At 70.7% G+C, this 18,770-nt stretch carries 16 protein-coding genes and 1 tRNA gene; 8 read left to right on the top strand and 9 right to left on the bottom strand.

The features are described 5' to 3' along the window. The first annotated feature begins 144 nt into the window (after nucleotides 1–144). Nucleotides 145–1,734 carry a phosphoglycerate dehydrogenase gene (serA, locus tag ACIOSR_RS03445; protein ID WP_402751842.1) on the top strand — a complete coding sequence of 530 codons (1,590 nt, stop codon included), beginning with the start codon at nucleotides 145–147 and terminating at the stop codon, nucleotides 1,732–1,734. An 88-nt stretch (nucleotides 1,735–1,822) separates the two neighbouring features. Here serA and ACIOSR_RS03440 read toward each other — a convergent pair whose 3' ends face one another. Then, entirely contained in the window at nucleotides 1,823–2,458 is a 636-nt protein-coding gene (locus ACIOSR_RS03440) for an MBL fold metallo-hydrolase (protein WP_267658710.1), read from the bottom strand. A 102-nt stretch (nucleotides 2,459–2,560) separates the two neighbouring features. Between ACIOSR_RS03440 and ACIOSR_RS03435 the strand changes: the two genes are divergently transcribed. Then, a tRNA-Glu gene (locus ACIOSR_RS03435) sits at nucleotides 2,561–2,636 on the top strand. Between the two features lie 231 nt (nucleotides 2,637–2,867). On the opposite strand, the gene ACIOSR_RS03430 is transcribed toward ACIOSR_RS03435, so the two are convergent. From ACIOSR_RS03430 to ACIOSR_RS03400, 7 genes are all read right to left on the bottom strand, one after another. Continuing rightward, entirely contained in the window at nucleotides 2,868–3,851 is a 984-nt protein-coding gene (locus tag ACIOSR_RS03430; RefSeq protein ID WP_043593968.1) for a carbohydrate ABC transporter permease, read from the bottom strand. Beyond that, complete coding sequence (locus ACIOSR_RS03425; RefSeq protein WP_056046238.1) at nucleotides 3,848–4,987, bottom strand: carbohydrate ABC transporter permease; 1,140 nt, start codon at nucleotides 4,985–4,987, stop codon at nucleotides 3,848–3,850. The genes ACIOSR_RS03430 and ACIOSR_RS03425 overlap by 4 nt, the downstream gene beginning before the upstream one ends. A 131-nt stretch (nucleotides 4,988–5,118) precedes the next feature. Further along, on the bottom strand, nucleotides 5,119–6,477 hold the full coding sequence (locus ACIOSR_RS03420) for an ABC transporter substrate-binding protein (protein WP_402751841.1): 1,359 nt from the start codon (nucleotides 6,475–6,477) through the stop codon (nucleotides 5,119–5,121). Nucleotides 6,478–6,606: 129 nt separating this feature from the next. Next, nucleotides 6,607–7,638, bottom strand: a complete 1,032-nt coding sequence (locus ACIOSR_RS03415) for a LacI family DNA-binding transcriptional regulator (RefSeq protein ID WP_402751840.1) — start codon at nucleotides 7,636–7,638, stop codon at nucleotides 6,607–6,609. A gap of 87 nt (nucleotides 7,639–7,725) precedes the next feature. Further along, nucleotides 7,726–8,370 carry an alpha-ketoglutarate-dependent dioxygenase AlkB gene (locus ACIOSR_RS03410; protein WP_056046233.1) on the bottom strand — a complete coding sequence of 215 codons (645 nt, stop codon included), beginning with the start codon at nucleotides 8,368–8,370 and terminating at the stop codon, nucleotides 7,726–7,728. 53 nt (nucleotides 8,371–8,423) lie between these two features. After that, complete coding sequence (locus tag ACIOSR_RS03405; protein ID WP_402751839.1) at nucleotides 8,424–9,869, bottom strand: hypothetical protein; 1,446 nt, start codon at nucleotides 9,867–9,869, stop codon at nucleotides 8,424–8,426. Further along, a complete protein-coding gene (locus tag ACIOSR_RS03400) occupies nucleotides 9,866–11,365 on the bottom strand; it encodes a PQQ-binding-like beta-propeller repeat protein (RefSeq protein WP_402751838.1) in 1,500 nt (499 codons plus the stop codon). The genes ACIOSR_RS03405 and ACIOSR_RS03400 overlap by 4 nt, the downstream gene beginning before the upstream one ends. 218 nt (nucleotides 11,366–11,583) lie before the next feature. Here ACIOSR_RS03400 and leuC point away from each other — a divergent pair, with 218 nt between their 5' ends. From leuC to ACIOSR_RS03370, 6 genes are all read left to right on the top strand, one after another. Continuing rightward, complete coding sequence (leuC, locus tag ACIOSR_RS03395) at nucleotides 11,584–13,074, top strand: 3-isopropylmalate dehydratase large subunit (RefSeq protein ID WP_159828509.1); 1,491 nt, start codon at nucleotides 11,584–11,586, stop codon at nucleotides 13,072–13,074. Then, the gene (leuD, locus tag ACIOSR_RS03390; RefSeq protein ID WP_402751837.1) at nucleotides 13,074–13,670 is read left to right on the top strand and encodes a 3-isopropylmalate dehydratase small subunit; all 597 of its coding nucleotides are present in this window, start codon (nucleotides 13,074–13,076) and stop codon (nucleotides 13,668–13,670) included. Before leuC ends, leuD begins: the two co-directional genes overlap by 1 nt. Continuing rightward, nucleotides 13,671–15,038 (top strand): UDP-N-acetylglucosamine 1-carboxyvinyltransferase, encoded by a 1,368-nt coding sequence (gene murA / locus ACIOSR_RS03385; protein ID WP_043593953.1) that lies wholly within the window; start codon nucleotides 13,671–13,673, stop codon nucleotides 15,036–15,038. A 7-nt stretch (nucleotides 15,039–15,045) separates the two neighbouring features. Further along, a complete protein-coding gene (locus tag ACIOSR_RS03380; protein WP_402751836.1) occupies nucleotides 15,046–15,828 on the top strand; it encodes a lysophospholipid acyltransferase family protein in 783 nt (260 codons plus the stop codon). A gap of 73 nt (nucleotides 15,829–15,901) precedes the next feature. Continuing rightward, entirely contained in the window at nucleotides 15,902–16,915 is a 1,014-nt protein-coding gene (locus ACIOSR_RS03375; RefSeq protein ID WP_043594016.1) for an NAD(P)H-dependent glycerol-3-phosphate dehydrogenase, read from the top strand. Nucleotides 16,916–17,083: 168 nt separating this feature from the next. Next, a complete protein-coding gene (locus tag ACIOSR_RS03370) occupies nucleotides 17,084–18,175 on the top strand; it encodes a D-alanine--D-alanine ligase family protein (RefSeq protein ID WP_056047669.1) in 1,092 nt (363 codons plus the stop codon). Nucleotides 18,176–18,203: 28 nt separating this feature from the next. Here the strand turns inward: ACIOSR_RS03370 and ACIOSR_RS03365 are convergent, their stop codons facing one another. Beyond that, on the bottom strand, nucleotides 18,204–18,767 hold the full coding sequence (locus tag ACIOSR_RS03365; protein ID WP_056046223.1) for a DUF3515 family protein: 564 nt from the start codon (nucleotides 18,765–18,767) through the stop codon (nucleotides 18,204–18,206). Nucleotides 18,768–18,770 lie beyond the last annotated feature (3 nt).

Here is an 18,770-nt window from a genome sequence, read left to right as displayed (position 1 = left end):
CGGCTCGGGTCCGTGACGCCGCCCACCCGGGACGCCGTCATGCGGACGTAACGATCCGCGCGAGTCGATAGAGTCGTCATCAGCCGCGCCCACGGCGCGTCGCGGCCCCTCACCGAACATCACCCAGAGAAGGACGTCCGCCCCGTGGCCAAGCCCGTCGTGTTGATCGCAGAAGAACTGTCACCCGCAACCGTCGACGCCCTCGGGCCCGACTTCGACGTGCGATCGGTGGACGGCACCGACCGCCCCGCACTGCTGGCCGCCCTGGCCGATGCCGACGCGATCCTCGTGCGGTCGGCGACGAAGGTCGACGCCGAGGCCATAGCCGCCGCCCCGTCGCTCAAGGTCGTCGCGCGCGCCGGCGTCGGGCTCGACAACGTCGACATCAAGGCGGCCACCACGGCCGGCGTCATGGTCGTCAACGCACCGACGTCGAACATCATCTCCGCCGCCGAGCTGACGGTCGGTCACATCCTCAGCCTCGCGCGTCACATCCCGGCAGCGCACTCCGCCCTGGCCCAGGGGCAGTGGAAGCGGTCGAAGTACACGGGCGTCGAACTCTACGAGAAGACGGTCGGCATCGTCGGCCTCGGCCGCATCGGCGCCCTCATCACCGCGCGCCTGCAGGCCTTCGGCGTGAACGTCGTCGCCTACGACCCCTACGTCACTCCGGCCCGCGCCCAGCAGCTCGGGGTCACGCTGCTGTCGCTCGACGAGCTGCTCGCCACGAGCGACTTCGTGACGATCCACATGCCCAAGACCCCCGAGACGACCGGCATGATCGGCCTCGAGCAGATGAAGGCGATGAAGAAGTCGGCCTTCGTCGTCAACGTCGCACGCGGCGGCCTCATCGACGAGGACGGCCTGTACGAGGCCCTGACCACCGGCGAGATCGCCGGTGCCGGACTCGACGTGTTCGTGAAGGAGCCCCCGGTCGACCAGAAGCTGCTGGGTCTCGAGAACGTCGTGGTGACCCCGCACCTCGGTGCCTCGACGGACGAGGCGCAGGAGAAGGCCGGCGTCTCGGTGGCCCGCTCGGTGCGGCTCGCACTCGGCGGCGAGCTCGTCCCCGACGCGGTCAACGTGGCCGGCGGCGTCATCGACCCCTACGTGCGACCCGGCATCCCCCTGGTCGAGAAGATCGGTCAGGTGTTCTCCGGCCTCGCCGACAGCCCGTTGACGAGCGTCGACGTCGAGGTGCGCGGCGACCTGGTCGAGTACGACGTCAGCGTGTTGAAGCTGGCGGCCCTGAAGGGCATCTTCACGAACATCGTCAGCGAGTCGGTGAGCTACGTGAACGCCCCGTTGCTGGCCGAGCAGCGCGGCATCACCGTGCGTCTGCTCACCGACCCGACCAGCGACGAGTACCGCAACGTCATCACGCTGCGCGGCTCGCTCAGCGACGGCTCGCAGATCTCGGTCTCGGGCACCCTGACCGGCACGAAGCAGGTCGAGAAGATCGTCGAGATCAACGGCTACGACGTCGAGGTCCCCCTCGCGGCCCACCACCTCGTGATGGTCTACACCGATCGCCCCGGCATCGTGGCGGTCTACGGTCGCGAGTTCGGTGACGCCGGCATCAACATCGCGGGCATGCAGATCGCCCGCCAGAGCGCCGGTGGCCAGGCGCTGAGCGTCCTGACCATCGACAGCCCCGCGCCCGACGAGCTCGTCGAGAAGGTGCGCGTGGCCATCGACGCGAAGACGCTGCGCGAGATCGACGTCACGCTGTAGTCACGGCGGCCGACGACGAACCGCCCCTCATCCGGTCAGGCCGGAGGGGGGCGGTTCGTCGTCGGGGGAGTGCCCCTCGCGGGTGGGGCTAGAGGTCGATCGACTCGTGCGCCTCGAGCTTCACGGCGTCGCCACCGATCGACTGCGCGGACGCCTTCATGCGGTCGAAGTGCATGGCGAGCCCGGGGCCGGAGAGGGTCTGCTCGTGGGTGGGGAAGGCCAGTCGGGGCGCGACCGCCGCGACGTAGTCGATCACCTCGGCCACCTTGAGCCAGGGCGCCCCGACGGGCGTCGCGAGGACGTCGACCGGCACCGGCGGGACCGTGAACTGGTCACCCGGGTAGAACAGCGATCCGTCGACGAGCACGCCGACGTTGTCGACGACCGGGAGACTCTCGTGGATGACCGCGTGCCGCGAGCCGTGGAACGCCAGCGTGAAGGGGCCGACCTCGACCGTGTCTCCGTCGCCGACCACGTGCACGTCGAAGCCCTCGGCGGCCGTGGCCACGCCCGCGGGGCCGTATACCGTCACGCCGGGGTTCGTGGCGAGCAGGTGGGTCAGCTGGTCGGGCGTCCAGTGGTCGGCGTGCTCGTGGGTGACCACGACGGCGTCGACGTCGTGCAGGTCGATGAGGGGAGCCGTGAACGACCCGGGGTCGACGACGAGCTTACGCCCGTCCTTCTCGAGGATCAGGCAGGCGTGTTCGAGCTTCGTGAGGCGCATGACAGCGACTGTACGCGCGTCCGGCGGGTCGATCTCGACGCGCCGGTGCCTCGATTTGTGACGGGCTCGCGCGGTGTGGCATACTCGACGAGTTGCAAATACGGCCCCATCGTATAGCGGCCTAGTACGTCGCCCTCTCACGGCGGTAACACGGGTTCGAATCCCGTTGGGGTCACCAGCACCGACAGAAACCGCCAGGCTCTCGCCTGGCGGTTTCTTCGTTTCCGGTACCTGGTCCGGCACGGCACGGCACGGCACGGTCCGACTCGGCCCGGCCCGGCCCGGCACGGTCCGACCCGGCACGGTCCGACCCGGCACGGTCCGACACGGCACGGCCCGGCGCAAGACCGGACGACGTGACGAGAGACCGCCAGGCGGTCGCCTGGCGGTCTCTCGTGCTGCGACGAGGTCAGCCCTTCGTGGCGCCGGCCAGCAGGCCGCGGACGAAGAACCGCTGCAGGGCGAAGAAGACGATCAGCGGCACGATGATCGAGATGAACGCCCCGGCCGTGAGCAGCTCCCACGACTGGCCGTACGACCCCGAGAGGTCCTGCAGCGCCTTCGTGATCGGCAAGCCCTGACCGGACGTGAAGACCGTGGCCACGAGGAGGTCGTTCCAGACCCACAAGAACTGGAAGATGCCGAACGAGGCGATCGCGGGCATCGACAGCGGCAGCACGATGCGGAAGAACACCTGCCCGTGACCGGCGCCGTCCATGCGGGCGGCCTCGATGACCTCGGCCGGGATCTCCGAGATGAAGTTGTGCAGCATGAAGATGGCCAGCGGCAGGGCGAAGATCGTGTGGGCGATCCAGACCTTCGCGAACGAACCGTCGAGACCGTTCACCCCGAGCCCCGGCAGGATGTACAGACCGCCGATGCGCAGACCGTCCGAGAACAGTCGCAGCAGCGGCACGAGAGCCATCTGGATGGGGACGATCTGCAGGGCGAACACCAGGACGAACATCGTGTTGCGTCCCTTGAAGTCGATCCAGGCGAACGCGTACGCAGCGAGACTGGCGATCGTGATCGGGATCAGCGCCGCCGGCAACGTGATCACCAGCGAGTTCAGGAACGCCTTCCCGAGCGTGAGGCTGTCGCCCGAGTTGAGGGCGTTCACGTAGTTGTCGAGCGTGAACCCCGGGTTGGCGAAGACGGTCCACCATCCGGTGGTCTTGATGTCGTTCGCGGGCCGGAACGACGAGATGAACAGCCCGGCCGTGGGCAGCGTCCAGATCACGGCGATGATCAACGCGGCGATGGTGGCGCCGCGGCTGGTCGTGCCCTTCTTCAGCTTGCCGCTCGAGGTCTCGATCTTCGCGATTCCTCGCTTGAGTTGTCTCTCGGTGCCCGAGCCGACGGCGACCCCGACGGGGGTGGGTGTGGCAGTCATCGGATCTCCCTCTGCTTCTGGATCTGGCGGGCGTTGTAGATGACGATCGGCAGCACGAGCACGAAGAGGATGACCGCCAGCGCCGAGCTGTAGCCGGTACGGCTGCCGAGCTGGAACTGCCGGACCATCTCGAACGCGAGGATCGTCGTGTCGTTGCGTCCGCCGGTCATGGCCGAGACGATGTCGTAGACCTTCAGCGAGGCGATCGAGATGGTCGTCAGCACGACGATGATGGTCGTTCGGATGCCGGGGACTGTGATGTGCCGGAACGCCTGGAACCCGTTGGTGCCGTCGAGCGACGCCGCCTCGAGTTGCTCGGCGGGGACGCCCTTGATCGCTGCCGACAACACGGTCATGGCGAATCCGGCCTGGGTCCAGATCAGCACGATCACGAGCAGCAGCGTGTTCCACGGTTCGAGCCCCAGCCAGTCGACGGGCTGGCCGCCGAAGGCGACGAGGATGCCGTTGAGCAGGCCGATCTGTTCTCCCTGGCGGATGTCGTAGAAGAACTTGAAGATGATCGAGGCGCCGACGAACGAGATGGCCATCGGCATGAACACGAGCAGCTTGAGGAACTTCTCGCCCCGGCTCTTGTCGATGAAGACGGCGTAGGCGAGGCCGATCGCGGTCGCCGTGATCGGTGCGAGCAGCACCCAGACGAGGGTGTTGCCGAAGGCGGTCAGGCCGTCGGGGCTCGTGAACACCCAGACGAAGTTGTCGAGCCCGGCGAAGCCCGATCCGTCGTTCTTCATGAAGGCCTGGCCGGCGGTCGTGATGGTCGGGTAGATCAGGCCGATGACGAGGAAGAACACGGCCGGGGTCATGAAGGCGATCAGCTGCAGCGAGTAGCCGGCACCGCGTTTCGAGCGGTAGTCGAGCAGGAACAGTCCGCCTCCCAGGACGGCCGCGACGGCGGCGACCCAGATGACCGAGTTGTAGAGGCCGAACGCCAGCAGCACGACGACCGGGACGACCACGCAGACGGCCAGTCGGATGATCGTGTACTGCGTGCCTCGGCGGGGGGCGAACTCGACGAAGACGAGCACCACGGCCACGAGGGCGGTGAAGGCGATGAGGATCAAGGGGATCTGCGCCAGGGGCGGGATTCCCGCCAGCCACTGGAAGAAACTGGACATCTCTGTCCTTTCACGTTCGGGTCCGAGCAGGACGCGGCCCGTCGCCGCCGCCGCTCGGAGCGGCGAGCGGGGCGGCGAGCGGGCGCGGGGTCAGGGGCCACCGACGTGCGGTGGCCCCTGTGGCGCGGGTGTTACGAGGTGTAGCCGGCCTGGATCTCGTCGAGCACCGTGTCGGTGTCGGTGCCGTCGATCCAGTCGACCATGCCCTTCCAGAAGCTGTCGGAGCCGACCGACTTGGGCATCAGGTCGGAACCGTCGAAGCGGAAGGTGGTGTCGGTGCCCTGCAGGATCTCGACGGCGCCCTTCAGCAGGTCGCTACCGGCGTTCTCGGGGTCGAGTCCCTTGTTGGCCGAGATGACTCCGCCGAGCGAGACGCGGCTGTTCGCCCAGTCGGCGCTGGCGAGGTAGGCCTGCACCTTGGCGGTGTCGTCGTCGTTCGAGAACGCCGCGACGAACTCGCCACCGCCGGTGACGGCTGCGGGGTCGCCTTCCTTCATGGGCGGGGTGAGGAAGGCCCAGACGTCGCCGTCCTCGGCGACCGTCGCCGGCTGTCCGCTGGCGTTGTTCGCCGCCGTCAGGAAGCCCTCGAAGAACGAGGCCTGGTGGGTCAGGGCGCAGCTGCCGTTCGCCACGTTGGTCGCGACGTCTCCGAAGGCCGTCGAGTTGATCGACTTCACGTCGCCGTAGCCGGCGTTGACGAGGGTCGGGTCGAGCAGGATGTCGCCGACCGAGTCGAACGCGGCCTTGATCTCGGGGTCGGTGAACTCGGTGTCTCCCGCGACCCACGAGTCGTAGGCGTCGGGTCCGGCCTCGCGCAGGACGAGGTCCTCGACCCAGTCGGTGCCGGGCCAGCCGCTGGCCTCGCCCGAGTTGAAGCCGGCGCACCACGACGGGCCGCCGGTCTTCTCCTGGATGGTCTTGGACAGGGCGATGAGTTCGTCGTAGGTCTTCGGGACCTCGACGCCCCACTCCTCGAACTTGGCGGGGGAGTACCAGACGTAGCCCTTGACGCTCGCCATCAACGGGGCCCCGTACTGCTTGCCGTCGACCTGACCGTACTTCTGCCAGTCCTCGGACCAGCCCTCCTTGACGTTGGCCAGGGCGTCGGCGGGCAGCTCTTGTACCTTGCCCGAGGCGACCGTGTCGGCCAGCAGGCCGGGCTGGGGGAAGATCGCGAGATCGGGGGTGTCGCCACCCTGCACCTTGATGCCGATCTGCTTCTCGAACTCCTTGTCGCCCGTGTACTTGATCTCGATGTCGTTGGCCTTCTCCCAGTCGGCCCACGACTGCTCGAGCAGGGTCGCCTCGTCGCCGTTGATCGTGCCGTAGACGTTGACCACGCCGTCGGCGGTTCCGACGTCACCGGCACCCGCGCCTCCGGCGTTCGGGTCGTTGGGGTCGGCCGTGCCGGAGCATCCGGCCAACAGGAAGCTCGACGCCGCCAGGATGGCCAGGGGGCCCGTGAAGCGGCGGTGCAGGGATGCTCGCATTGGTGTCTCCTCATTGAGTCGCAAGAACGGACGGCCCGTGCTGTCGGGGTGATCGTCCGCCGCACGTCGTCGTCGACGCGCGTCGACGATGAGTGTCACATACTCGCAGGAGGCGCGCAACCGCGTCTGCTAGCGAGTCCGTTCCGACGGGGCGGCGGCCGACGTGCCCCGCACGACGAGACGGGGGGCGACGAGGACGTGGGGGGCGTCGTGGCGTCGACCCTCGATGCGGTCGACGAGGTCGTCGACCGCGGCGGCGGCGATGTCGGCTCCGGGAGGGTTGACGGTCGTGAGCGGCGGCGAGGTCATCTCGGCGGCGAGGTCGCCGATGCTCAGCGCGACGACCGTGAGGTCGTCCGGGATGGACCGGCCTGCCGCCGCCGCGGCCTGCACGAAGCCGGCGAGGGCCATCTCGTTGAACGCCAGCACGGCCGTGGGGCGGGCCGTCAAGGCGGCGAACGCGTCGAAGGCCCGGCGGCCGCCCGGGACGGAGTCGGTGGCGGCGTGCGTCTCGAGCGACAGGCCCCGCTCGTCGGCCGGGCCGCGCAACGCCCTCGTCGTGCGGTCGAGCGGACCCGACCCGCGCTCGGGGGCCCGGATGCTCTGACCGAGGAAGAACACGCGTCGGTGGCCGAGGTCGGCGAGGTGGTCGACGGCCTGTCGGGCCAGCGAGTCGTAGTCGGCGTCGACGAACCAGAGTCCCTCGACGTCGTCGGGGCGACCGATGTTCGTGAACGGCAGGCGCGACCGCGACAACACGGCGACGCGGTCGTCGCGCGCGGTGAGCTCCATGAGGATCACGCCGTCGACGAGGCCTTCGCTGACGAGGCTGCCGAGTCCTTCGACGTCGTCGATGGGGTTCGACCACAGCAGCAGGTGGTAGCCGCGCTCCCTCGCCCGGTCGGTGGCCGCCGCCACGTACTCGAACTCGGACGACGTGACGCCGCGGCGTCCGTAGGGGTAGTGCAGGGCGAGGATGCCGCCCCGTGCTCCGGCGAGACCCCGGGCGAACGCGTTGGGGGTGTAGTTCAGCTCGGCCATCGCCGCCTCGACCCGGCGGCGGGTGGCGACGGAGATGGTCCGTCGCCCGCTGATGGCGTACGACACGGTGCTCGACGAGACGCCTGCCAGACGCGCCACGTCGTCACGGGTTGCCGGCATACTCGTCCACCTCGTCGTCGATCGTGTGCACAGCATACGAGCGACGGCCCCGTGGTCCGCGCGGCCGGCCGGTCCGTCAGAGGCGGGCTAGGTGGGCCACACCGGTCGGAACTGCACGCTGATTCGCGGGCCGACGGCCTTCTTGGTCTTGGCGATGGCGTGCTCGTGGGTCCGCTGGCAGCTGCCGCCCATCACCAGGAGGTCGCCGTGGCCGAGCGGGAACCGCCGGGTCGTGCCGGTCGATCGGGACCGCACCGCGAGCGTGCGCGGTGCCCCGAGCGAGAGGATGCCCACCATCGTGTCGCGGTCGATCGTGCGCCCCACGTGGTCGCCGTGCCAGGCGATGCTGTCGTCGCCCGTCCGGTAGAAACACAGCCCCGCCCGGTCGAAGCGCTGCTCGACGGGGGCGCCACGCTCGAGCGCGTAGTACGCGTTGAGGTCGTCTCGAGCCTGGGCGAGCACCGGATCGGGGAGCGCGTCGCCCGCGTCGTAGGAGGAGACGAGCCGGGGCACCTCGACCACCCGGTCGTACATCTGGCGGCGGTCGGCTCGCCACGGCACGTCGGTCACGAGACGTTCGAACAGGGCGTCGGAATTCGACGCCCAGCCCGGGACGACGTCCAGCCAGGCGCCCTCGCCGAGGTCGAGGTGGTCGACTCGCCCGACAAGCGGCGCGAGGTCGGGGCCGTCGGACAGGCCGTCCAGCAGCGAGGCGGTGAAGGGGAGGCTCATGCCGACACCCTACGCCCGATTCGAACACGTGTTCGAACCGAGCGGGCGAAGCGTCACCCCCCGGAGGAGCCCGTCGGGACGGCGAGGCGCTCGGGGGAGACCAGCACCCGCGCGACCCCCTCGACGTCCACGTCCACCAGCCGCCCCGCCCAGGCGTAGACCTGCAGCTCCGCAGCGTGCTCCCATAGGGCGCGCCCGCTCGAGAGGTCGAACGCGACGAGGGTCGACCGCCCGCCCGAGGTGCCGTAGGCCAGGGCGTAGCCGACCGTCCGGCCCGCCGCCGCGAGGACGGCTCCGTCGGGCAGCGACAGGCGGGCGCCGGCCGAGCCGCTGGAGCCGTCGAGCGCACGGACCACCACGGGCCCCGGGCCTGCGGCGGTCGCCGTCGCGAAGACGCGGTCGTCCGTCTGGCCGGGCAGGCCGTCGACGGCGGACGAGCTCGACGCCGGGTCGGTCCACCGCACGTCTCCCGTCGCGAGGTCGAGGCAGGTCACCGTCTGCGCGCGCACGTCGGTGACGGCGAGACAGGAACGCGTCACCGAGTAGCCGCCCCGGACGTCCCGGTCCGAGCTCCAGAGGCGCTCGCCGTCGGCGGTCAACGCGACGAAGCCGGCGTCGCCTCGTCCCGTGGCCGCGCCTCCTCGGGGGGCGTAGACGACGTCGTCGTGGACGACGTAGCCGATGAGACGGTCGAGCCGTGCCGCCCAGGGGCGCTCGGTACCCGTGGCGAGGTCGACCTGGACCGAGCCGTCGGCCCGCGCGACGACCAACCGGTCGCTCAGTGCGAGGGCGACGCCCGTGGTCGAGGCGGGTCCGCTCCACGTCACGCGGTCGAGGTCACGGGCGTCGCGCAGGTCGTAGCGGTAGACGCCGCCGACGCCCTGCTGCCGACCGGTCACCACGACGGCCCCCACGGTCTGGAACTGGTCCCCGTCACCCGCCGAACCGGTCTCGACCACCTCGACGGGTCGCCCGGTCTCGACGGACAACGTCATCAGCACCTGCTCGCCGTCGACCGACGCCCGGACGAGCACGAGTCCCGCCTCGTGCACCGCCGTCACGGACGAGACGAGTGCCGGGCCGGTCAGGCCGAGCCCGGCGACGTCGTCGGCGACGTCGTGCACCCAGCGGAAGGTGCCGCGGTCGACGTCGAGCGCTCCGATGCGCGTGCCGACCCCCTGGGTCGGGGTGGCGCAGTCGCCGTCGTTGGCGAATCCGTAGGTCCAGGCCCCGGCCGCGCTCACGAGTGCGAGCCCCTGCGCGACGGGCGTCGCCCGGTAGCGGAGGCACTCGGCGGGGGCTCCGGGGGCGAGAGAGGCGCGGAGGTCGACGCGCCACCCGGTGGTGCCGGGTTCCTGCCGGAGGTCGTCGACGGCGATGCCCTGCCACGGCGTGTCCGACCCGTACTCGGGCTGCGTCGGCGCGACCAGCACCGTGGTCGCCAGCGTCGCCAGGACCACGGCGGCGTAGGCCACGGCGAGACGACGCCCCGCCCTCACGACGTCGCCCCGACGCGGGCGGTGTCCACGAGTCGTCGGGCGACCCCCTGGTCGTCGATGCGCACGAGATGACCGCCCCAGAACACCACGGTGCCCGAGGACGAGGTCGCCCACAGCGGCCGACCGTCGTCCAGGTCGAGGGCCGCGACCTCCCGCCCCGAGGAGCGACCGTCCTCCGTCTGCAGGTAGAGCACCGACCGGCCCGCCGCCGCGAGGTCGTCGAGCAGCCCCACGGACGAGCTGAAGCGGGTGTGCCCGTCGGCGCCGTCGAGGGCGAGCAGGCGCGACCCGCCCGACCGCTGCACGACGACGAAGACGTCGGTCGCGCGCTGACCCGGCACGGCCTCGACCGCGAACGGGGCGCCGAGGTCGGTCCTCCAGCGGACCGAGCCGTCGCGGGGATCGAGGCATTCCGCGGCCGTGTCGCCGTCGGTGACGACGACCACGCAGGACGGCGTGACGGCCAGGCGGCGCCCGGAGGTGGGTCGGCTCCAGACGGCCTCCCCGTCCTCGTCGAGCGCCTCGACGGTGCCGTCGGCCCTGGTCCTCTCGATGCCGAAGGCGACGATGCGGCGCCCGTCCCCGGTCGTCACGGGCGAGCCGACGGGCGGCACGGCGATCTCGTCCGGTGAGGCCGCGAAGGGACGTTCCCGGCCCGTGGCGGCGTCGACGAACACGGTCTCACCGCCCCGTGACACGAGGGCGCCGTCGTTCAGCAGCGCCGGAGAACTGCCCGAGTCGACCCCGCCCTCCCACACCGGGTCGGCCAGACGCGAGGCCTCGACGAGTTGGTACCGATCGCCCGACCCCGCGATGCCCGAGAAGGTGCGCAACTGCAGGGGTCCCCGCGAGTCGACGCTCACGCTCGGCAGGTCGCGCCGGCCGCGGGTCGACTCGACGAGCGAGCCGTCGCGCAGGTCGAGGGCGGCCAGCACGGTCGCCCCCGTCGTCTGCGTCTGGACCAGCACGCGACCGGCCGAGGGGACGACCTGCGTCGCGGGGATGCTCAGGGCGTCGGTGTCGGGGACGTCGCGGGCCAGGTCGTGCACCCAGCGGACCGTGCCCGTGGCCGTCTCGACCAGCCCGACGAGGCTCGTGCTCGCCTCGGACGCGTACGAGCGGCAGGCCGGCGCCCCCAGGGCGTCCCCGAAGTCCAGGTCGACCGAGGTGCCGACCGCCACGAGTCCGTCGACCGCGGGGGAGGTCCAGAAGTTCAGGCAGCGCCGCGGGGCGTCGGGGGCGAGCGTCGCCGCCAGGTCGAGCGTCCAACCGGTCGCGTCCGGCGACCGTCGGAGGTCGTCGACCGCGAGCCCCGTCCACGGACGGCCGTCCCCGTAGTGCGGAGCCACCGAGACCGCCCCGGCGGCCACGAGCGTGGACGCCACCACCAGGGCGCCGAGCACGGCGGCGACGCGACGACCCGGGGAGGCGCGGTGCCAGCGACCGACGACCCGCGCCTCCCCGGGGTGGTCGCGTGCGCGCTCGGGGTGGCTCATGGTCGGCCTCCTCGTCGAGCGCAGCCGTCGTCCGCCCGACGGGTGTCGTCATGCTATTCGGAGCCCTCGTCCCACGCGCTCGCCGCAGCCCCCGGGTGCGCCGGGAATGGCCGCCCTCGGGGCGGGGTTCACCCCACGACCGTCGAGAAACGTGCCGGAGGCACTGGCGTAGACTCCACGGATCATCTTTCCGTCGATACAGGAGAAGGGGCGTGCCCGTGGGTAGGACGCTGGCCGAGAAAGTGTGGGACGACCACGTCGTCGTCAAGGGCGAAGACGGCGCCCCCGACCTTCTCTACATCGACCTCCACCTCGTGCACGAGGTCACCAGCCCCCAGGCGTTCGACGGACTGCGCCAGGCCGATCGGCCGCTGCGTCGCACCGACCTGACTATCGCCACCGAAGACCACAACACGCCCACCCTGGCGATCGACAAGCCGATCGCCGACCTCACCAGTCGCACGCAGATCGAGACGCTCCGTCGCAACACGGCCGAGTTCGGCGTCCGCCTGCACCCGTTGGGCGACGCCGAGCAGGGCATCGTGCACGTCGTCGGCCCGCAGCTCGGACTGACCATGCCGGGCATCACCGTCGTCTGCGGCGACTCGCACACCTCGACCCACGGGGCCTTCGGCGCCATGGCCTTCGGCATCGGCACCAGCGAGGTCGAGCACGTCATGGCGACGCAGACCCTGCCGCTGAAGCCCTTCAAGACGATGGCGGTCACCGTCGAGGGCACGCTGCGCCCCGGCGTCACCGCGAAGGACATCATCCTCGCCGTCATCGCGCAGATCGGCACCGGCGGCGGGCAGGGCTACGTGCTCGAGTACCGCGGCAGCGCGATCCGCGCCCTCTCGATGGAGGGGCGCATGACGATCTGCAACATGTCGATCGAGGCGGGTGCCCGGGCCGGCATGGTCGCTCCCGACCAGACCACGTACGACTACCTGCAGGGTCGTCCGCACGCCCCCACGGGTGCCGACTGGGACGAGGCGATCGCCTACTGGGACACCCTGCCGACCGACGACGACGCGGTGTTCGACGCCGAGATCTTCCTCGACGCCGACACGCTCGAGCCCTTCGTCACGTGGGGCACCAACCCGGGCCAGGGCGTGTCGCTCAGCGACTCCGTGCCCGACCCCGAGACCGTCGTCGACCCCAACGAGAAGGCCGCGGCGACGCGGGCGCTCGAGTACATGGCCCTCGAGGCCGGCACGCCGATGAAGGCCATCCCGGTCGACGCGGTGTTCATGGGGTCGTGCACCAACAGCCGCATCGAAGACCTCCGGGCGTTCGCGTCGATCATCCGCGGGCGCACCAAGGCCGAGGGCGTGCGCGTCATGGTCGTGCCGGGGTCGGCTCGCGTCCGCCTCGAGGCCGAGGCCGAGGGGCTCGACGAGGTCTTCACCGCCTTCGGTGCCGAGTGGCGCTTCGCCGGGTGCTCGATGTGCCTGGGCATGAACCCCGACCAGCTCGCACCGGGCGAGCGATGCGCGTCGACCTCGAACCGCAACTTCGAGGGTCGCCAGGGCAAGGGCGGTCGGACGCACCTCGTGTCGCCCCTCGTCGCCGCGGCCACCGCGGTGCGCGGGACGCTGTCCTCGCCGTGGGACCTCCAGGCCGACGACGACGCGGCGGCCTCCACGGCCGTCCGCACGTCCGACGAACCCGTCCTCGCCGACGGCACCGATCGGGCAGGGGTCCGCTGATGCAGAAGTTCACCACCGTCACCGGTGTCGCCGCGCCGCTGAAGCGCTCGAACGTCGACACCGACCAGATCATCCCGGCTCAGTTCCTCAAACGGGTCACCAAGACCGGCTTCGAGGACGCCCTCTTCTTCGGGTGGCGCAACGACCCCGAGTTCGTGTTGAACCGACCCGATTTCCAGGGCGCGCGCGTCCTCGTCGCGGGTCCCGACTTCGGCACCGGCTCGAGCCGTGAGCACGCCGTCTGGGCGCTGCGCGACTTCGGCTTCGACGTGATCATCAGCTCGCGGTTCGGCGACATCTTCCGAGGCAACTCCGGCAAACAGGGGCTCCTCGCGGCGGCCGTCGCCGAGGACGATGTCGAGCGCATCTGGGCCGAGATCGACCGGCAGCCGGGCGTCGAGATCACGGTCGACCTCGTGGCGCAGACCGCCACGGTCGGCAGCCTCACCGTCGGATTCGAAGTCGATGCCTACACTAAGTGGCGACTCCTCGAAGGCCTCGACGACATCGGCCTGACCCTCCGCGACGAAGCGGCCATCACAGAATTCGAATCCCGCCGCGCCGCCTGGCGCCCGAAGACATTGCCGGTGAAGTAAGTGAACTCTCTCGTCCAAGACGCAGCAGCAGCAGGTGCCCGTGTGGGGCTCACCTCCGATGAGATCGTCATCCGGGGCGGCAAACCGCTGATCGGTCGCATCGAGGTGCGCGGTGCCAAGAACCTCGCCACGAAGGCCATGGTCGCCGCCCTCCTGGGAGACACCCCCAGCATCCTCAAGGACGTCCCCGACATCAGCGACGTCAACGTCGTCCGCGGCCTCCTCTCGGTCCACGGGGTGCGCATCACCGACCCGGCCCGCGGCGAGATGATCCTCGACCCGTCCAACGTCGAGTCCGCCCACTTCGCCGAGATCGACGCCCACGCCGGGTCGAGCCGCATCCCGATCCTCTTCTGCGGGCCGCTGTTGCACCGCCTGGGCGAGGCGTTCATCCCCGACCTCGGCGGCTGCCGCATCGGCGACCGGCCCATCGACTTCCACCTCGACGCCCTCCGCGCCTTCGGCGCCGTCGTCGACAAGTCGTACAACGGCATCCACCTCACCGCGCCCGACGGGCTCACCGGTGCCAACATCGAGCTGCCCTACCCGAGCGTCGGGGCCACCGAGCAGGTGCTGCTGACCGCGGTCCTCGCCAAGGGCGTCACCGAGCTGCGCAACGCCGCCATCGAGCCCGAGATCATGGACCTCATCGCGATCCTGCAGAAGATGGGCGCCGTCGTCTCGGTCGAGCCGAACCGCGTGATCTTCATCGAGGGCGTCGAGAAGCTCCGCGGCTACACGCACCGGGCGATCAACGACCGCAACGAGGCCGCGAGCTGGGCCTCGGCCGCACTCGCGACCAAGGGCGACATCTTCGTCGAGGGCGCCGACCAGAAAGACCTGATGACGTTCCTCAACGTCTTCCGCAAGGTCGGCGGCGACTTCGACGTCCACGAGGACGGCATCCGCTTCTTCCACCCCGGTGGCGAGCTCAAGCCCGTCGTCGTCGAGACCGACGTCCACCCCGGGTTCATGACCGACTGGCAGCAGCCGCTCATCGTCGCCCTGACGCAGGCGCAGGGCACCTCGGTCGTGCACGAGACGGTCTACGAGAACCGCTTCCAGTTCACCGAGGCCCTCAACGACATGGGCGCCGACATCACGGTGCACAAGGACGGACTGCCCGACCACGACCGTCGCGTCGCGCGTCGCGAGTTCGAGCAGGCCGCGGTCATCAACGGACCGACGGCCCTGCACGGTGCCGACATCCGCGTTCCCGACCTGCGGGGCGGCTTCAGCCACCTCATCGCGGCCCTGACCGCCGAGGGCGAGTCCAAGATCAGCAACGTCGGCATCATCAGCCGCGGCTACGAGCACTTCATCGCGAAGCTGCGCAAGCTGGGCGCCGACTTCGACTTCAAGGGCTGATCGGCCGGTGTCGACAGCCGACCCCGACGCTCCCGTCGTCCCGGTCCCGGCGCGGAGGCGTCGCAAGGAGAAGGGTGCGTTCTTCCGCGTCCTCGCGACCCCGGCGGCACCGCTCTTCGACCTGATGGCCCGGATCGACATCGTCGACGGCGACAAGCTGCCGGCCGAGGGTGCGTTCGTGCTGACCCCGAACCACTACACGAACATCGACCCGGTGGTCGTGGGCCGTGTGATGTGGTCCCTCGGGCGGGTGCCTCGCTTCCTCGCGAAGGCGTCCCTCTTCCGGGTCCCCGTCTTCGGTCGCATGATGCACGCGATGGGGCACATCCCCGTCGAGCGGGCGGGTCGCACCCACGACCACGACCCCCTGGCGGCCGGGCGTCTGCTCGTCGCCCGGGGCGGTGGCGTGATCGTCTACCCCGAGGGCACCCTCACCCGCGACCCCGACCTCTGGCCCATGAAGGGCAAGAGCGGTGCCGTGCGCCTCGCCCTCGCCGCCGGGGTGCCGCTCGTCCCGATGGCGCACTGGGGCAGTCAGCACCTCATGGGTCGCTACTCGAGTCGGCTGCACGCCTTCCCGCGGAAGCGCATCACCGTCGTGATCGGCGACCCCGTCGACCTCTCGGCCTTCCGCGATCGTTCCCTCGACCAGGCCTCGGTCACGGCCGCCACCGCCCTGGTGATGGACGCCGTCACCGAGCTGGTCGAGCGGCTGCGGGGCGAGAAGGCACCCCCCGAACGCTGGAACCCCACCAAGAACCACCAGAAGGAGACAGGCCGCTTTGAGTAGCTCCGAGTCACGCGAAGGCGCCATCGAGGCCCTCGGGGAAGGGGCGGTCACGACCGAGGCGATCTCGATCGTCATGCGCGACTCCATCCCGCGCCGGGTCGCCGTCCTGGGGTCGGGCAGCTGGGGCACGACCTTCGCCAAGGTCCTCGCCGAGGGGGGCGCGGACGTCACGCTCTGGGCCCGCCGTCCCGAGGTGGCCCGCGAGATCACCGAGAGCAAGCGCAACAGCGACTACCTGCCGGGCATCAACCTGCCCCGCACCCTCGTCGCCACCCCCTCGGTCGAACAGGCTCTGGCGGGTGCCGAGCAGGTCTACCTGTCGGTCCCCAGCCAGACGCTCCGCGACAACCTGACCGCGATCCGCGGCATGGTCCCGTCCGGCGTGCCGGTCGTCAGCCTGATGAAGGGCGTCGAGAAGGCCACCGGGTTGCGCATGAGCGAGGTGATCGAGGCCGAGCTCGGCATCGACCGCGACCTGATCGCCGTCGCGTCGGGGCCCAACCTCGCCCTCGAGATCGCGAAGCGGCAGCCCACGGCCGCGGTCGTGTCGTCGTACAGCCTCGACACCGCGACCCTGGTCGCGGCCACCGCCACCAACCCGTACTTCCGTTCGTTCGTCAACACCGACGTGATCGGCACCGAGTTCGGCGGGGTCCTCAAGAACCTCATCGCGGTCGCCATCGGCATCGTCGACGGCGTGGGGTACGGCGAGAACACCAAGGCCTCGATCATCACGCGCGGACTCGCCGAGATGACCGCGTTCGCGGTGTCGTTCGGGGCCAAGGCCGAGACCCTCGCCGGTCTCGCCGGCCTGGGCGACCTCATCGCCACGTGCGAGTCGCCCCTCTCGCGCAACAACACCGCGGGACGACTGCTCGGGCAGGGTTACGCCTTCGGCGACGTCGTGCGCCAGATGAACCAGACCGCCGAGGGACTGGCCTCGGTCGCTCCCATCCTCGAACTCGCGCGGTCCCGCGGCGTCGACATGCCCATCGTCCAGCAGGTGGCCGAGGTGCTCGCCGGTACACTCGACCCGCGCAACATCGCCCCGCACCTGACCGAGACGGACGAGCCGCAGGGCGAGTGACCGCTGGTCGGTCGTGCCGGGAGGCGTGACGACCAGAGCCCGCCCACCGCGGGTCGGCCCGCGGGCCGTGACACCGACGAAAGGCCCCTCATGGCGAGCACCGAGCCCACCACGACCCCGCGCGTCGCCGCGAACGACGCCTCGTCCGTCGGTGCCTCGACACCCGGGGTGGCGAAGACCGTCGTGGTCGTCCTCTTCGGCGGCCGCTCGAGCGAGCACTCGATCAGCTGCGCGACGGCCGGGGGAGTCCTCTCGGCGATCGACCGCTCCCGCTACGACGTGGTGCCCGTGGGCATCACCGTCGAGGGGGCGTTCACGCTCCAGCCCGACGACGCCGCACGGTTCGAGCTCGACGCCGAGACGCTGCCGACCGTCGTCGACAACGGCACCCGCGTCCACTGGCCCGAGTCGTCCACCACCCGCGAGCTGACCGTCACCGAGCCCGACGGCACGACGCGCCTGCTGGGCGAGGTGGACGTGGTGTTCCCGATCCTGCACGGTCCGTTCGGCGAGGACGGCACGGTGCAGGGTCTGCTCGAGCTGACCGGGTTGCCCTACGTCGGCGCGGGCGTGCTCGCCTCGTCGCTCGGCATGGACAAGCACTTCACCAAGACCGTGCTGCAGGCCGCCGGCGTGGTCGTCGCCCCCTGGCGCACCGTGCGTCGTCGGGACTGGGACGCCGCGCCCGAGCGCGTGGCCGCCGACGTCGAGGCGCTCGGTTACCCGATGTTCGTCAAGCCCGCCCGAGCCGGGTCGAGCGTGGGGGTGTCGCGCGTCGACTCGCCCGCCGGCCTCCCGGCGGCCATGCGGAAGGCCTTCGCCGAGGACCACAAGGTGCTCGTCGAGTCCGCGGTCGTCGGCCGCGAGATCGAGTGCGCCGTGCTCGGCGGACGCGACGGCGCGCCTCCCCGCACCTCGGTCGCGGGCGAGATCGTCCTCGCCGGCGACACGTTCTACGACTTCGAGTCGAAGTACCTCGGCGCCCCCGGGGCCGACCTGGTCTGCCCCGCCGACCTCGCACCCGGCGACCTGACCGAGATGCAGCGTCTCGCCGCTCTGGCCTTCGAGGCCATCGACGGCACGGGCCTCGCCCGCGTCGACTTCTTCTTGACCGACGACGGCTGGGTAGTCAACGAGGTCAACACGATGCCCGGCTTCACGCCCATCTCGATGTTCCCCGCCTGCTGGCTCGCGAGCGGACTCAGCTACCCCGAGCTGATCGACGAGCTCATCGCCCTCGGCCTCGAGACCGAGCGCTGACGGAGCCCGTCCGTCCCGGCCACCGGGCCTACGGCGTGGGTGTCGCCGACGGGTCGTCGGCCGATCCGGCCGAGCCCGGCAGGTCGCCCGCGCCGACGCACTCCTTGCCGTCGTTCGGCAGGTAGCCGACCGAGTCGGCCAGGTCGCGCAGCACGTTGCCGCCGTTCGCCTTGGTGGTGTCGACGATCACCTGCACGCCCGGCTCACGGCCGTACGTGGTGAGGATCGAGGTCTCGGCGTCGTCGGGGTCCTGGTCGACGAGCCAGTCCACGCCCTGGATGTCGTAGCAGGGCAGGTCGGACACGGCGGGCGTCTCGACGCCGCAGTGCAGCAGCACGCTCGTCGGCGAACCCCAGGCGCCCGTCGCCTGCGCGTCGGTCTCGCGGCGGTCCTGCCCGTCGTCGACGACCTCGGGCAGGTGGACGGTGACCTGCGCGCAGGCCGGGTCGTTCGCCCCGGCGGCGGGCTGCATCGGGACCGCTTGCGAGCAGCCGACGAGCGTCGTCGCGAGACCGGCCCCGACGAGCACGAGGGCCGGGACGCGAAGGCGGGGACGGAGGCGCGCGGTGAGGCGCGAGGACGGGTTCGACATCGC

It is taken from the genome of Frigoribacterium sp. NPDC087798 (genome assembly GCF_044742985.1).
Classification (GTDB): Bacteria; Actinomycetota; Actinomycetes; order Actinomycetales; family Microbacteriaceae; genus Frigoribacterium.
The sequence above is the reverse complement of the archived record's forward strand: the minus strand, read 5'-3'. Positions and strand labels throughout refer to the sequence as shown.

Coding starts and splice junctions, on each gene's coding strand:
- leuD (WP_402751837.1), top strand. CDS start 13,074: ATGCAGAAGTTCACCACCGTCACCGGTGTCGCCGCGCCGCTGAAGCGC.
- ACIOSR_RS03410 (WP_056046233.1), bottom strand. CDS start 8,370: ATGAGCCTCCCCTTCACCGCCTCGCTGCTGGACGGCCTGTCCGACGGC.
- ACIOSR_RS03400 (WP_402751838.1), bottom strand. CDS start 11,365: ATGAGCCACCCCGAGCGCGCACGCGACCACCCCGGGGAGGCGCGGGTC.
- ACIOSR_RS03365 (WP_056046223.1), bottom strand. CDS start 18,767: ATGTCGAACCCGTCCTCGCGCCTCACCGCGCGCCTCCGTCCCCGCCTT.
- ACIOSR_RS03430 (WP_043593968.1), bottom strand. CDS start 3,851: ATGACTGCCACACCCACCCCCGTCGGGGTCGCCGTCGGCTCGGGCACC.
- ACIOSR_RS03420 (WP_402751841.1), bottom strand. CDS start 6,477: ATGCGAGCATCCCTGCACCGCCGCTTCACGGGCCCCCTGGCCATCCTG.
- ACIOSR_RS03375 (WP_043594016.1), top strand. CDS start 15,902: ATGCGCGACTCCATCCCGCGCCGGGTCGCCGTCCTGGGGTCGGGCAGC.
- ACIOSR_RS03415 (WP_402751840.1), bottom strand. CDS start 7,638: ATGCCGGCAACCCGTGACGACGTGGCGCGTCTGGCAGGCGTCTCGTCG.
- ACIOSR_RS03425 (WP_056046238.1), bottom strand. CDS start 4,987: ATGTCCAGTTTCTTCCAGTGGCTGGCGGGAATCCCGCCCCTGGCGCAG.
- ACIOSR_RS03440 (WP_267658710.1), bottom strand. CDS start 2,458: ATGCGCCTCACGAAGCTCGAACACGCCTGCCTGATCCTCGAGAAGGAC.